General features: G+C 71.0%; 12 protein-coding genes. 7 read left to right on the top strand and 5 right to left on the bottom strand.

The features are described 5' to 3' along the window. Positions 1-2: 2 nt before the first annotated feature. The 3 genes from AB0E24_RS40170 to AB0E24_RS40160 form a co-directional block, all read right to left on the bottom strand. Positions 3-1,121: a S1C family serine protease gene (locus AB0E24_RS40170; RefSeq protein ID WP_359384568.1), complete on the bottom strand. Its 1,119-nt coding sequence runs from the start codon at positions 1,119-1,121 to the stop codon at positions 3-5. Between the two features lie 1,079 nt (positions 1,122-2,200). Then, complete coding sequence (locus AB0E24_RS40165) at positions 2,201-3,223, bottom strand: LacI family DNA-binding transcriptional regulator (protein WP_069873570.1); 1,023 nt, start codon at positions 3,221-3,223, stop codon at positions 2,201-2,203. Between the two features lie 23 nt (positions 3,224-3,246). Further along, positions 3,247-4,059 carry a response regulator transcription factor gene (locus tag AB0E24_RS40160; RefSeq protein ID WP_069873572.1) on the bottom strand — a complete coding sequence of 271 codons (813 nt, stop codon included), beginning with the start codon at positions 4,057-4,059 and terminating at the stop codon, positions 3,247-3,249. A 327-nt stretch (positions 4,060-4,386) separates the two neighbouring features. Here AB0E24_RS40160 and AB0E24_RS40155 point away from each other — a divergent pair, with 327 nt between their 5' ends. Next, positions 4,387-5,256: an alpha/beta hydrolase gene (locus AB0E24_RS40155; RefSeq protein ID WP_359384565.1), complete on the top strand. Its 870-nt coding sequence runs from the start codon at positions 4,387-4,389 to the stop codon at positions 5,254-5,256. 80 nt (positions 5,257-5,336) lie between these two features. Here AB0E24_RS40155 and AB0E24_RS40150 read toward each other — a convergent pair whose 3' ends face one another. Both AB0E24_RS40150 and AB0E24_RS40145 read right to left on the bottom strand, forming a co-directional pair. Next, on the bottom strand, positions 5,337-7,295 hold the full coding sequence (locus AB0E24_RS40150; protein ID WP_093706370.1) for an ABC transporter ATP-binding protein: 1,959 nt from the start codon (positions 7,293-7,295) through the stop codon (positions 5,337-5,339). 115 nt (positions 7,296-7,410) lie between these two features. Beyond that, complete coding sequence (locus AB0E24_RS40145) at positions 7,411-9,153, bottom strand: ABC transporter ATP-binding protein (RefSeq protein WP_187286893.1); 1,743 nt, start codon at positions 9,151-9,153, stop codon at positions 7,411-7,413. Between the two features lie 121 nt (positions 9,154-9,274). Here AB0E24_RS40145 and AB0E24_RS40140 point away from each other — a divergent pair, with 121 nt between their 5' ends. The 6 genes from AB0E24_RS40140 (at position 9,275) to AB0E24_RS40115 (ending at position 13,885) form a co-directional block, all read left to right on the top strand. Then, positions 9,275-9,550 (top strand): MoaD/ThiS family protein, encoded by a 276-nt coding sequence (locus AB0E24_RS40140; RefSeq protein WP_069873578.1) that lies wholly within the window; start codon positions 9,275-9,277, stop codon positions 9,548-9,550. 11 nt (positions 9,551-9,561) lie between these two features. Continuing rightward, positions 9,562-11,055 carry a hypothetical protein gene (locus AB0E24_RS40135; RefSeq protein WP_359384561.1) on the top strand — a complete coding sequence of 498 codons (1,494 nt, stop codon included), beginning with the start codon at positions 9,562-9,564 and terminating at the stop codon, positions 11,053-11,055. 86 nt (positions 11,056-11,141) lie between these two features. Next, a complete protein-coding gene (locus tag AB0E24_RS40130) occupies positions 11,142-11,828 on the top strand; it encodes an LmeA family phospholipid-binding protein (protein WP_069873579.1) in 687 nt (228 codons plus the stop codon). 448 nt (positions 11,829-12,276) lie between these two features. Continuing rightward, complete coding sequence (locus AB0E24_RS40125) at positions 12,277-13,116, top strand: sulfurtransferase (protein WP_069873582.1); 840 nt, start codon at positions 12,277-12,279, stop codon at positions 13,114-13,116. A 31-nt stretch (positions 13,117-13,147) separates the two neighbouring features. Next, entirely contained in the window at positions 13,148-13,435 is a 288-nt protein-coding gene (locus AB0E24_RS40120) for a DUF1416 domain-containing protein (RefSeq protein WP_069873584.1), read from the top strand. A 192-nt stretch (positions 13,436-13,627) separates the two neighbouring features. Continuing rightward, on the top strand, positions 13,628-13,885 hold the full coding sequence (locus tag AB0E24_RS40115; RefSeq protein WP_014053929.1) for a DUF3099 domain-containing protein: 258 nt from the start codon (positions 13,628-13,630) through the stop codon (positions 13,883-13,885). Positions 13,886-13,912 lie beyond the last annotated feature (27 nt).

Raw genomic sequence — 13,912 nt, 5'->3', positions numbered from 1 at the left:
GGTCAGGCGTTGCCGCCACTGCCGCCCGAGCGCAGGGAGTCGAGATCGGACTTGACGGTGTTGATCGGAATCGAGAAGCCGAGGCCGACGCTGCCCGCGTCACCGGAGCTCTGGCCCGAGGCCGAGGAGTACATCGCGGAGTTGATCCCGATGACCTGGCCGCTCATATTGATCAGCGCACCGCCGGAGTTGCCGGGGTTGAGCGAGGCATCGGTCTGGATGGCCTTGTAGGTGGTGGTCGACGAGCCGACGTCGCCGTTGTACCGGCCGCCGCCGAACTCGAACGGCCACTGCCCGCCGCCGCTCGGCCCCTGACCGCCCTGTTCCTGGTCCGTGGAGACGGTGACATCACGGTTGAGCGAGGAGACGATGCCGCTGGTGACGGTGCCGGTGAGGCCCTCGGGCGAGCCGATGGCCACGACCTGGTCGCCCACCGTGACCTTGCTGGAGTCGCCGAGGGACGCCGGCTTCAGCCCGCTCGCCCCCTCCACCTTGATCAGCGCGAGGTCCTTCTTGCTGTCGGTGCCGACGACCGTCGCGGACTTCTTGCTGCCGTCGCTGAACGTCACACTGATCGAATCGGCGCCCGAGACCACGTGGTTGTTGGTGATGATCTCGCCGCCGCTGGTGATGATCACGCCGGAGCCGGTGGACTGCCCGCTGGTGCCGCCGGCGCTGACCTCCACGATGCTGGGGCTGACCGCCGCCGCCACGGCCGAAACCCCGCTGTTGCTGCTGGACTTGGCGTTGACCACGGGAGTGGAGATCGTGGTGTCGGACTTCTGGGTGGCGTTGGTGACCAGCGCGGCCGCCCCGCCGCCCACGAGCGCCGAGACGGCCGCCACGGCGGCGATCAGCGCGATCGGCCGCGGGACCCGCGCCCTGCGCCGCCCTCCGCCACCGTGCGCCCCCTCGCCCGCGAACGCGCCCCCCTCGTCCCCGCCACCGCCGCCACTGCCACCGCTGTCGCCGCTGTCGCCACCCGGCCACACGGTGACCCCGGACGGCGTGGTGACCGACGGCTGCGGCTGATACGCGGGCGGATCGGGATACCCCGCACCACCGCCGTACGAGTAGGGATAGGGCTCGTCTGCGCCGCTGCGGCGTGTGCTGTCCGTCATGTCTATGACTGTGCGACCGAAGTATGAGAGTCCCCTGAGGACCCGCTAAGAACCCCACCAGAAGTCCATATGCCCGCCATAAGGCCCCGGGCAGCACTGGGCCCGCCCAGGGCCCCGGCGTCCTCGGGTCCCCGCCGAACGGCCCCGCAGGGCAGTCCGGGCGTAGCGGACACACCACTCATAAGGACGCGAGCGCGGGCACCGCCCGCAGAACTGCCCGAAACGTCACGGACCACGCCGTAAGGCAGCCGGACCACCACGCACCGCCCATAAAGCCACGGCCGCAGGGCCCGCGAGCCGCCCGTCAGCAGACGGAACCCGCAAGGCGCCCAGCCACAGAGTCCCAGCCCCGCCGAAGGCAGACGCCCCACCGCCAGCACACGGCCTCACCGGAGGACGAGAGCTCGGCGGGGGCACCGCCGCCGCCCGCGCAGCACACGGGCAGCGGGGAACGAGGCGGGCCGGTCGGAGCCCGCCCCTCGCGGCCGCGGCCGAAGGGCGGCAAAGCCCGGCTGCGGAACGGGGAAGTCGCGCCCCCTCAGCGCCAGCCTCGGCGCAGGGCGGACGCTCGCCCCGAAGGTGACCGCAGGGCGCGGGCTCAGCGGAGGCTCGGCCCCCGCAGGGCGGGCGGGGCATGGCAGACGCCCCACCCCGAAGGTGCACACCAACCGCAGGGCGCGGGCTCGGCGGCGGCACAGCCTCCACACACGACGCGGGCTCCGCCGCCAAGGCGAGCGCCCGCCCGCAAGGCCAACCGCACCGTCAGCGACGACAACAAGGGCCGTCGGGGCCCCAGGGCCCCGACTCGGGTAGCGGCGCTACGGCACGGCCCCCGCAGGGCGGGCGGGGCATGGCAGACGCTCCACCCCAGACGCCCCACCCCGAAGGTGCACACCAACCGCAGGGCGCGGGCTCAGCGGGGACACGGCGGGGGCACGGCCCCCGTGCGGCGCGGGCACGGCCGCCAGGGCGAGCGCCCGCCCGCAGGGTCAACCGGGCCGCCCGCAGGGCCAACCGCACCGTCAGCGACGACGACAGGGGCCGTCGGGGCCCCCAGGGCCCCGACTCGGGTAGCAGCGCTACGCGCAACCGCAGGAGTGGCGGACCACCAGCGCCGAGGGGAATTGTTTGACCCGTTCGCGGCGGGAGCCGGCGAGGCGGACGCCGTCCTCCAGCACCAGATCGACCGCGGCGCGCGCCATCGCGGGGCGGTCGGAGCCGACCGTGGTCAGCGGGGGGTCGGTGAGGTGGGCTTCCTTCACATCGTCGAAACCGGCCACCGCCAGCTCCGCGGGAACCTCGATCCGCAGTTCGCGCGCCGCCCGCAGCACCCCGAACGCCTGGTCGTCGGTGGCGCAGAAGATGGCCGGGGGCCGGTCGGGGCCGGCGAGCAGGTCGAGGGCGACCTTATAGGCGTCGTAGCGGTTGTACGGGGCCTGGAAGAGCCGCCCCTCCGTGGGCCGGCCCGCCTCGTGCATCGCGCGGCGCCAGCCCTCGACGTGGTCGGTGACGGGGTCGCCGACGGTCGGGGTTATCTCGGTGCCGCCGAGGCACGCCACGTAGTCATGGCCGTGCTCCAGCAGATGCCGCACCGCGAGCTGCGCGCCGCCGACGTCGTCCAGCACCACCGCCACGTCGTCGATCGCCTCGGGTCGCTCATGCAGCAGCACCACCCGGGCGTCCCACGCCTCGATCTCGGCCGCCGCGTTCTCGCTGGGGCCCTGGCTGATGAGGATCAGCCCGGACACCCGCATCCCCAGGAAGGCGCGCAGATAGTGGACCTCGCGCTCGTCGAGGTAGTCGGAGTTGCCGACCAGCACCATCTTTCCGCGGTCGGCGGCCGCCTGTTCGACGGCGTGCGCCATCTCCGCGAAGAACGGCTGCCGCGCGTCCGGGACGATCAGCCCTATGAGATCGGTCCGGCGGCTCGCCATCGCCTGCGCGACGCGGTCCGGCCGGTAGCCGAGCTCCTTGATCGCGGCGAGCACCCGCTCGCGCGTGGCCGGGGCGACCGGCCGGGGTCCGTTATTGATGACGTAACTCACGACCGCGGTCGACGTTCCCGCAAGCCTTGCCACATCATCCCGCGTCACCTTGGCCACGCGCGAAGTCTACGCGGGTCCAGCTAGCTGTTGGCCGGTCGTGCGGCAGCTGCCCTCGCCTCGGAGCCGGCGGCCCCTTCGGGGTGCTCTCCCCGCGCGGCGTCGCCCACTCCGGCGTCCCGCGCCTTCGCCTTGGCCCGGGCCTCTTCGGCGGCGCGCTCGACCTTCTCCGGGGCGACGAAGCGGTAGCCCACGTTCCGCACGGTGCCGATCAGGGACTCGTGCTCCGGGCCCAGCTTGGCGCGCAGCCGCCGGACGTGAACGTCCACCGTACGGGTGCCGCCGAAGTAGTCATAGCCCCAGACCTCCTGGAGCAGCTGCGCCCGGGTGAAGACCCGGCCGGGGTGCTGGGCGAGGTACTTCAGCAGCTCGAACTCCTTGAATGTGAGATCGAGCACACGCCCCTTGAGCTTGGCGCTGTAGGTGGCCTCGTCGACCGAGAGATCGCCGTTGCGGATCTCCATCGGGCTGTCGTCGGTGGTGATCTGCTGGCGGCCGGTGGCCAGCCGCAGCCGGGCCTCGACCTCCGCCGGGCCCGCGGTGTCCAGCAGGACGTCGTCGATGCCCCAGTCGGCGGTGACGGCGGCGAGCCCGCCCTCGGTCACCACCAGGATCAGCGGACAGCCGGGGCCGGTGGACCGCAGCAGCTGGCACAGGCTACGCACCTGCGGCAGATCGCGGCGGCCGTCGATCAGGATGACATCGGCACCCGGGGTGTCCACCAGGGCCGGGCCTTCGGCGGGGGCCACCCGCACGCTGTGCAGCAGGAGGCCGAGGGCGGGGAGCACCTCCGTCGAGGGCTGGAGTGCATTGGTCAGCAGCAGGAGGGAACTCATCGTCCATCACCTGCCCCGGCCGTGATCTCGATGTCGTGCACGCTTCGCTCGCCCATTACGTCGGTTCCTCCTCGGTCCCTGTGCGAGAGGGGCACCTCCCGGGCAGCGCCCGGGGGAGTCTGCGGCTACTACTTCGTACGGTTACGATCCGCGCCCTTGGAGCGACGGTGCGCTCAAACGCGCACCACGCCCCGAAAGCACAAAAGGACCCGGGGGCTACGTTGCCCGGATCCTCTTCACAGCAGAATAACCCACATGACATGTGCCGGAGAGGCTCAATCTGCTCCCCGTTGTCCTTCCGCGACCGCCGCGGCAGGACAACGGGCCATGCTGCTGACCGATGACGGGGTCTCGATCGAGGCGCGGTACGAACCTTCCCCGGCATCCGGGACCGAACCCTGGGGCCGGCTCGCGCTGGTGGTCGGGCACGGGTTCACCGGCGCCCTCGAACGGCCCGCGCTACGGCGGGTGGCCTCGGCGTTTCACCAGCACACGGCCGTGATCACATTCTCGTTCCGGGGCCATGGCAGGTCCGGCGGACGGTCCACGGTCGGCGATCGCGAAGTGCTGGACCTGGCCGCCGCGGTGCGCTGGGCGCGACGGCTCGGACATCGGCGGGTCGTCACGGTCGGCTTCTCGATGGGCGGCTCGGTGGTGATCCGGCAGGCGGCGCTGTCCGGGAAGACCGATCGAATCCGGCCGATGCAAGACATACCCCACGGGGAGCGCACGGGGAGCTCGCCGGGGCGCACGGACCGGGTGAACGGGGAACCCACCACCGCTCCCGGCGAGGCCGCCGACGGCGCCGCGCCCGACGCCGTGGTCTCGGTGAGCGCACCCGCCCGCTGGTACTACCGCGGCACCGCGCCCATGCGGCGGGTCCACTGGGCGGTCACCCGACCGGCCGGACGGCTGGTCTCCCGCTACGGGCTGGGCACCCGGATCGACCCCCGCGGCTGGGACGTCGATCCGCTGCCCCCGGTGGCCGCGGCGCCGCTGATCGCCCCGACGCCGCTGCTGATCGTGCACGGCGACCGGGATCCGTACTTCCCGCTGGACCATCCACGGATGCTGGCGTCGGCTGCGGACCCGGCCACCTCGGAGCTGTGGATCGAACCGGGCTTCGGCCACGCCGAGACCGCCGCCTCGCCCGCCCTGCTGACCCGTATCGCCGACTGGGCCGCGGCCAACGCCTGAACGGCGTACGGCCGAGCGGTCGGCTGCTCCGGCTGTCCTGCGCTACGGCTATTCGGCCGGTCGGCTATTCGGCCGGTGGACTATTCGGCCTCCGCCACCGGCTCGGCGAACTGGGACGCGTAGAGCCGGGCGTACGCACCGCCGGCCGCGAGGAGCGCGTCATGGGAGCCCTGCTCCACGATCCGCCCCGACTCCATCACCAGGATCACGTCCGCGTCCCGGATGGTCGACAGCCGGTGCGCGATCACAAAGCTGGTGCGACCGCTCCGCAGCGAGGCCATCGCCCGCTGGATGAGGACCTCGGTGCGGGTGTCGACCGAGCTGGTGGCCTCGTCCAGCACCAGGATCGACGGCTCGGCGAGGAACGCCCGCGCGATCGTGATCAGCTGCTTCTCACCGGCGCTGACGTTGGAGCCCTCTTCGTCGATCACCGTGTCGTAGCCGTCCGGCAGCATCCGTACGAAGCGGTCCACATAGGTGGCCTTCGCCGCCGCCACGATCTTCTCGAAACCGGCGCCCTGCGCGCCGTACGCGATGTTCTCGGCGATCGTCCCGCCGAACAGCCAGGTGTCCTGGAGGACCATCCCGAAATGGGAGCGCAGCTCCTCCCGTGACATCTCGGCGATGTTCACCCCGTCGAGCGTGATCCGACCGCCGCTGACCTCGTAGAACCGCATCAGCAGATTGACCAGCGTGGTCTTCCCCGCGCCGGTCGGCCCGACGATGGCCACGGTCTGCCCCGGCCGCACCGACAGCGACAGACCCTCGATGAGCGGCTTGTCCGGCTGATAGCGGAAGGCGACCTCCTCGAACGCGACCTGCCCGCGCACCACCTCCGGCCGCCGCGCCTCCACCGGCTCCGCGCTCTGCTCCGGCGCGTCCAGCAGTTCGAAGACCCGCTCGGCGGAGGCCACGCCCGACTGGACCATGTTGGCCATGGAGGCCACCTGGGTGAGCGGCTGGCTGAACTGCCGGGTGTACTGGACGAACGCCTGGACGTCGCCGATCGACAGCGCGCCGGAGGCCACCCGGAGCCCGCCGACCACGGCCACCAGCACATAGTTGAGGTTGCCGATGAACGTCATCGAGGGCTGGATCAGCCCGGAGATGAACTGGGCCCGGAAGCCCGCCTCGTAGAGCTTGTCGTTCTGCTCCCGGAACAGCTCCGCGGACTCCTTCTCCCGCCCGAAGACCTTCACCAGCGAATGGCCGGTGTACATCTCCTCGATATGGGCGTTGAGCTTGCCCGTCGTCTTCCACTGGGCCACGAACTGCGGCTGTGCGCGCTTGCCGATGCGCGTCGTCACCCACACCGAGACCGGGACGGTGATCAGCGCCACCAGCGCCAGCAGCGGCGAGATCCAGAACATCATCGACAGCACGCCCACGATCATCAGCAGCGAGGCCATGATCTGGCTGAGGGTCTGCTGGAGCGTCTGCTGGATGTTGTCGATGTCGTTGGTGGCGCGGGAGAGCACCTCGCCGCGCGACTGCTTGTCGAAGTACGAGAGCGGCAGCCGCGCCAGCTTGTGCTCCACGTCCTCGCGCAGCCGGAAGACCGAGCGCTGCACGACGACCGTGGCCACCCGCGCCTGGAGGAGGTTCAGGAGCGAGGAGACGACATACAGCGCCGTGACCCACAGCAGGACGACGCCGACCGCGTGGAAGTCGATGCCCTGGCCGGGGGTGACGTCCATCGAGGCGACCATGTCGGCGACCGTGCCCTGGTCCCTGTCGCGCAGCCACTGGACGGCCTGCTCCTTGCTGACGCCGTCGGGCAGCTGCCGTCCGACGATGCCCGCGAAGATCAGGTCGGTGGCCGCACCGAGGATCTTCGGGCCCACCACCGAAAGACCGATGCTGACCGTGCCCAGCGCGAGCACCAGCAGCGCGATACCGCGCTCGGGGCGGAGCCGGGCCAGCAGCCGGCGGCTGGAGCCGCGGAAGTCCATGGACCGCTCGGTGGGCTGCCCGCCCATGAAACGCCCGGGCCCGGCGGCGGGCGCCGGTCCCCTGCGGGGCGCCGTGGTGCCGCTCATGCGGTGCCTCTTACATTCGCCCCGCCCTGCCAGCAGCTGATGTGACGGTCGCCCACGCGGCGCGGAGGTGCGGCTTTCGTCGTCTTCCGCGGCGCGGTGGCCGCGTGTGCGTCGCTCATGCCGCTTCCTCCTCGGTGAGCTGGGAGAGCACGATCTCGCGGTAGGTCTCGTTGCCGGCCATCAGCTCGCCGTGGGTACCGGCGCCGACGATCCGGCCCGCGTCGAGCACCACGATCAGGTCGGCGCCCCGGATGGTGGACACCCGCTGGGCGACGATGACGACCGTCGCGCTCTCCGTCTCGTCCACGAGCGCCGCCCTCAGCCGGGCGTCGGTGGCGTAGTCGAGCGCGGAGAAGGAGTCGTCGAAGAGATAGACGGACGGCCTGCCGACCAGGGCGCGGGCGATCGCCAGCCGCTGCCGCTGACCGCCGGAGACATTGGTCCCGCCCTGGGCGATCGGGGAGTCCAGACCGTCCTCCATGGACTCCACGAACTCCCGCGCCTGGGCGGTCTCCAGGGCCCGCCACAGCTCCTCGTCGGTGGCGCCGGGGTCGCCGTACCGCAGGTTCGAGGCGACCGTGCCGGCGAAGAGATACGGCTTCTGGGGGACGAGCCCGACGGTCCGGGTCATCACCCCCGGGTCGAGGTCGCGCACATCCACGCCGTCGATGTGAACACTGCCGTCGGTCGCGTCGAACAGCCGCGGCACCAGCCCGAGCAGGGTCGACTTGCCGCTGCCCGTGGAGCCGATGACGGCGGTGGTCCGGCCGGGCCGGGCGATCAGCGAGATGTCGCGCAGCACCGGCTCATCGGCGCCGGGGTAGCGGAACTCCACGCCCCGCAGCTCCAGCAGGCCCCGTCCAGCGTCGGCGGGCACGGGCGCCACGGGCTGGAGCGGCGGTACGACACTGGTCACGGTGTCCAGCACTTCCTGGACGCGCTCGGCGCACACCTCGGCCCGCGGCACCATCATGAACATGAAGGTGGCCATCATCACGGACGTCAGGATCTGCATCAGATAGCTGAGGAACGCGGTCAGCGCGCCGACCTGCATCCCACCGCTGTCGATGCGGTGCCCGCCGAACCAGACGACGGCCACGCTGGAGACGTTCACCACCAGCATCACGGCGGGGAACATCAGCGACATCAGCCGTCCGGCGCGCAGCGAGACATCCATCAGCCCGGTGTTGGCGGCACTGAAGCGGTCGCGCTCATGGGTGTCGCGGACGAAGGCCCGGATCACCCGGATGCCGGTGATCTGCTCGCGCAGCACCCGGTTGACGGTGTCGATGCGCTCCTGGACATGGCGGAACAGCGGCCGCATCCGGCGGGCGATGAGCGTGACGACGAGGCCCAGGGCCGGAACGATGAGCAGAAGCAGCCCCGACAGCGGAACGTCCTGGTCGAGCGCCATGACGACACCGCCGACGCACATGATCGGCGCCGAGACCATCAGCGTGAAGGCCAGCAGGCACACCATCTGCACCTGCTGCACATCGTTGGTGGTACGGGTGATCAAGGACGGCGCCCCGAAGTGGCCCATCTCACGCGCGGAGAAGGACTGCACCCGGTCGAAGACGGCGGCGCGCACATCGCGGCCGAGCGCCATGGAGGTGCGCGCGCTGAAGTAGACGGCTCCCGCGGCGCAGACGATCTGGACGAAAGTGACGGCGATCATCAGCCCGCCGGCACGAAGGATGTAGCCGGTGTCGCCCTTCACCACTCCGCTGTCGATGATGTCCGCGTTCAGCGCGGGCAGGTAGAGGGTGGCGAGGGTCTGCACCAACTGCAATAAGACGATCAGCGTGATCGTTCGGGTATAGGGCCTCAGATACGCCCGTATCAGTCGTACCAGCACACGCAAACCTTAAGTGACTCTCGTCCCGAACCGGCCGTATTTTCGACGAACCGAGCGTGGTCCCGGTCGCGGCCCCGAACCCGTCATCATGGAGGCGGCAGAAGACGGGAAAGGGATCGCGATGGCGATGATGAACACGCCCGCCGGGACCATCCGGTACTGGGCCGCCGCCCGCGCCGCGGCCGGTACCTCGGAGGAGCCGTACACCGCGTGGACGCTGGCGGAGGCGCTCGACACGGCCCGGGAGCGGCACACGGCACGGCCGGAGTTCGCACGGGTCCTGCTGCGCTGTGCGTTTCTGGTCGATGGAACCCCGGTCGGCACCCGCGACCACAAGACGATCCAACTCGCCGAGGGCGGCACGGTCGAGGTGCTCCCGCCGTTCGCAGGAGGGTGAACCCCGAGCTCATGAGCAACCAGCCGCATCAACCCCACGAGCCTCATCAACCCCATGAGGCTCATCAGCCTCACGAGCCTCATCAGCAGCAGGGACAGCAGCAGCCGTATCCCCCGTACGGGGCGTACGAGGCTCCTTACGGTGGATACGACCAGAGCGGGCATCCTTACGGCGGCCACGGCAGCCCTGGCGGTCCCGGCGGCAACGGACACGGCGCCCAGCAGCCGGCCGACTGGCCGGGGTACGAGGGGTATCCGCAGCAGCAGGGGTACGCCCAGGGTCAGCCGCAGCAGTACCAGCACCCGCAGCAGCACCAATACCAGCAGCAGCCATACGCGGACCCTTACGCCACCGCCCAGCAGGGCCAGCAGGGTCAGCAGGGACACCACGGGCAGCAGCCGCACCCGGGGCACCAGGGCCAGCAGGCACACCAGGGCCACCAGGGCCACCAGGGCCAGTACGCCCAGGGCTGGGACCAGCAGCAGCACCCGTACCAGCCCGCCGACCCGTCCCAGGCGCCGCGCCGGCCCCAGACCGCGGCACAGGCCCAGACGCAGGCCCACCCACAGGCACAGGCTCACGCCCAGACGCAGGCCAATCCACAGGTACCGGCCCATCCACAGGCACGGGCCCACGCGCAGGCTCACGCCCACGCCCAGGCCGAGACACAGGCCATGCCCGCCGCCGCCACCGCGACCGCGACCGCCGAGCCGCCCGCCGCGCAGCCGGAGCGGCCGCTCACCGCCGCCGAGAAGGCCCGCGCCGAGGGCCGTCCGCAGATCCTCCACCCGGGGTTCGTCCCCGCCGCCCTGACCTCCGCGCTCGCCGCCCTGCTCGCGGCCACCGCGCCGCTGGGCCGCCCGGCGGTCGCCGTCGTGGTGGCGGTGCTGCAAGCGGTCACGGCGGCCGGCTGGTTCCGGCTGAACGGCATGTGGCCCGCCCGGCAGGGCATCGCGCTCGCCTTCGCGGGCGGTCTGGCCGCCGATGTCGGTCTGCTCGCCACCGAGCCCGGGCACGCGCCGACGGTCGTCATCGGCACCATCGGCGTCTGGCTGCTGCTGGTGCTGGTCCTCCAGCTGCGCAGCCACGCCTCCCCGGACGAGCGGCTGTACGGCCTCACGGCCGCCGTGGCGTCCACGGCCCTCGCGGTGCTCGCGGGCGGCTATCTGGCCGCCGCCGCCGAGTCCTCGGACGCCGTCGTGGTGGGGGCGGCCGCCGTCGCCGTGGGCCTGCTGGTCCGGGCGCTGCCGCTGCCCACCGCGGCCGCCGTCGTAATCGCTCTGGCGGCTGCCACGGGCGGCGGGGTCGGGGCCGGGCAGCTCACCGGAACGGGCACCTCCACCGCCGCCCTGCTCGGGTTCGCGGCGGGGGCGTGCGCGCTGATCGGGCACCGGGTCGCCAGCTACGACTACCCCTCGCGCTTCGTCCATATGACGGCCGGTGTGGCGCTGCCGCTGGCGGCCGCCGCCCCAGTGGTCTATGTGATCGGTCGCGCTATGGGCTGACTGCCCGGCTCCCGCTCATTTGCTCCGGATAGGCTCGCATGCCTCAGGCGAGCGCCTGAGCGAGAGCCTGTGGGGGACCCACGCACATGCGCGCACTACGCATCACACTGATCGTCGTCGTGATACTCGGCGGCCTCTTCGTGGCCGCCGACCGCATCGCGGTGTACATCGCGGAGTCGAAGGCCGCCGACAAGATCAAGAGTTCGCAGGGCCTCACCACCACGCCCAATGTCTCGATCAAGGGCTTCCCGTTCCTCACCCAGGTCGCGGGCAAGGAGCTGGACGAGGTCGACGTCGGCGTGGACGACCTGACGACGGACACGGTCGACGGCCGCAGCGTCCGCGTCACCGAGCTCGACGCCCAGCTGCACGACGTCCGCATCTCGGGCAACTTCTCGTCCGCCAGCGCCGACCGCGCCACCGGTTCGGCCCACATCAGCTACGCGGACCTCTCACAGGCCGCCGGTCCCGGGGTGACGGTCGCCTACGACGCGTCCGGGACCAACAAGGTCAAGATCACCGGCAGTCTGCTGGGCCTCAGCCTCACCGCCCACTCCCAGGTCACCATCGTGAACGGCGACACCATCCGGCTGCACGCCGACTCCATCCCGGGCGGCAGCATCCCCCAGTGGGAGGACAAGGTGCGCGAGAAGGCCGATATCGAGCGGAAGATCGACGGTCTGCCCACCGGGATGCGGCTGGAGAAGGTACAGGCCACCAAGGACGGCATAGACGTCTCGGTCACGGGTAACAACGTCCAACTGACGGGCTGACGCGATCACGACCAGGGGCACTCCCCCACACCCCTGGTCCAACCACTGAGACGATCTCGTCCGCGTATATGGACGCCCGTGGCCGCCGCATGCCCCCACACCCGCGCGCACCGGCCGTTCACGCTTCTCCCATCTCACTCCTCGGACGATGACGTCTCACGATTCGACATACCGGTGACATGCCTGCTGTCCGTCCCTACGATCGGACGCATGAAGCGACAGGCGGATCTCACGAAGCGGCGGGCAGTCGACCTGTGCCGCGTCGCCGCCATGCTCTGTCGCGCCATCTGAATGGGACCGTGGTCCGTTCACGCCTAGGACCGGCCCCCTCTCGGCCCGTCAGCCGGGCCTTCCCGCACCTTCGCTCGTACGCTCGCCGCACGCCCCCCGCGCGGCGTCGCGTCGCGAGCGCGCCCGTACCGCCGCAACTGCCCCGGAGGAGACAGACATGAGCCGCAGTGACGTCCTGGTGGACGCCGAGTGGGTCCAGGCCCGTATCGACGACCCCAAGACGGTCATCGTCGAGGTGGACGAGGACACCTCGGCCTACGACAAGAACCACATCAAGAACGCCATCCGGATCGACTGGAAGCAGGACCTCCAGGACCCGGTGCGCCGTGACTTCGTCGACCAGGCCGGCTTCGAGAAGCTCCTGTCGGAGAAGGGCATCGCCAACGACGACACGGTCGTCCTCTACGGCGGCAACAACAACTGGTTCGCGTCCTACGCGTACTGGTACTTCAAGCTCTACGGCCACCAGGACGTCAAGCTGCTCGACGGCGGCCGCAAGAAGTGGGAGCTCGACTCCCGCGACCTGGTCGCCGAGGTCCCGACCCGTGCGCGGACCGAGTACAAGGCCAAGCCGCAGGACGCCTCCATCCGCGCCTTCCGCGACGAGGCCGTGGAGGCCATCGGCGCGCTGAACCTCGTCGACGTGCGCTCCCCCGACGAGTTCTCCGGCAAGCTGCTCGCCCCGGCCCACCTCCCCCAGGAGCAGTCGCAGCGTCCGGGCCACATCCCGAGCGCCCGCAACATCCCCTGGTCGAAGTCGGCCAACGACGACGGCACCTTCAAGTCCGACGACGAGCTCAAGGAGATCTACGAGGGCGCGGGCGTGGACCTGTCGAAGGACACCATCGCCTACTGCCGCATCGGTGAGCGCTCCGCTCACACCTGGTTCGTCCTGCACGAGCTCCTCGGCCAGCCCAACGTCAAGAACTACGACGGCTCCTGGACCGAGTACGGCTCGCTGGTCGGCGTGCCGGTCGAGCTCGGCGCCGACAGCTGACCCTCTTCCCCGAACGTAAGGACAGACACCCATGTGTGGAGCCAAGGCCGGCGGCCCCGACGCCTCGACGATCAAGCCCGGTGAGACCACCATCCAGGGTTCGGTGACCCGCGACGGCGAGCCCGTCGCCGGGTACGTGCGGCTGCTGGACAGCACCGGTGAGTTCACCGCCGAGGTCCCCACCTCCGCGACCGGACAGTTCCGCTTCTACGCCGCGGAGGGCACCTGGACGCTGCGTGCCCTGGTTCCCGGCGCCACCGCTGACCGCACGGTCGTCGCCCAGAAGGGCGGGCTGGCGGAGGTCGCCATCGCCGTCTGACGGCCACGGCGCGCCGTGACACACGGTCCGAGGGCCGCACCCCGGGGTTGGACGCCTCGGCGGGGTGCGGCCCTCGGCCCGTCCCGGCCGCGCCGGCCGTTCTCGTCGGCCGGCCATGGGCTGTCGGCACGGGGGTTCGTCCGCGTCCGCCTTCGCCTATCGGCGTGGCGGTCCCGGACGTACCCTTGAGATATGTACGCGCGACGCCGCCACGCATACTTTTTCCTGATGGGCGCGTGTCTGACGCTCTTCATCTCGGCGTGGGCCTTTGTGCGCCTGTGGTCCGTACCCGCCGCGGTCGCGATGTGCATCGTCGCCATGGTGATCCCGCCTCTGGCGGCCATAGTCGCCAATCGCCGGGGCCCTGACGACCGATGGTGGGACGAATCGGGGGACGAGGAGTCCGACCGGTGGTGGCGGGAGCTCGACGAGCACAACCACCGGCATTGACCACGAGCACACAGCCACAGCGACCCC

Source organism: Streptomyces malaysiensis subsp. malaysiensis, from assembly GCF_040653035.1.
In the GTDB taxonomy this organism is placed as follows: Bacteria; Actinomycetota; Actinomycetes; order Streptomycetales; family Streptomycetaceae; genus Streptomyces; species Streptomyces malaysiensis.
The sequence above is the reverse complement of the archived record's forward strand: the minus strand, read 5'-3'. Positions and strand labels throughout refer to the sequence as shown.

Excerpts from the sequence above, each read along its gene's own strand:
- AB0E24_RS40135 (WP_359384561.1), top strand. The coding sequence starts at position 9,562 with ATGAGCAACCAGCCGCATCAACCCCACGAGCCTCATCAACCCCATGAG.
- AB0E24_RS40170 (WP_359384568.1), bottom strand. The coding sequence starts at position 1,121 with ATGACGGACAGCACACGCCGCAGCGGCGCAGACGAGCCCTATCCCTAC.
- AB0E24_RS40140 (WP_069873578.1), top strand. The coding sequence starts at position 9,275 with ATGGCGATGATGAACACGCCCGCCGGGACCATCCGGTACTGGGCCGCC.
- AB0E24_RS40150 (WP_093706370.1), bottom strand. The coding sequence starts at position 7,295 with ATGAGCGGCACCACGGCGCCCCGCAGGGGACCGGCGCCCGCCGCCGGG.
- AB0E24_RS40125 (WP_069873582.1), top strand. The coding sequence starts at position 12,277 with ATGAGCCGCAGTGACGTCCTGGTGGACGCCGAGTGGGTCCAGGCCCGT.
- AB0E24_RS40120 (WP_069873584.1), top strand. The coding sequence starts at position 13,148 with ATGTGTGGAGCCAAGGCCGGCGGCCCCGACGCCTCGACGATCAAGCCC.
- AB0E24_RS40155 (WP_359384565.1), top strand. The coding sequence starts at position 4,387 with ATGCTGCTGACCGATGACGGGGTCTCGATCGAGGCGCGGTACGAACCT.
- AB0E24_RS40160 (WP_069873572.1), bottom strand. The coding sequence starts at position 4,059 with ATGAGTTCCCTCCTGCTGCTGACCAATGCACTCCAGCCCTCGACGGAG.
- AB0E24_RS40130 (WP_069873579.1), top strand. The coding sequence starts at position 11,142 with ATGCGCGCACTACGCATCACACTGATCGTCGTCGTGATACTCGGCGGC.
- AB0E24_RS40115 (WP_014053929.1), top strand. The coding sequence starts at position 13,628 with ATGTACGCGCGACGCCGCCACGCATACTTTTTCCTGATGGGCGCGTGT.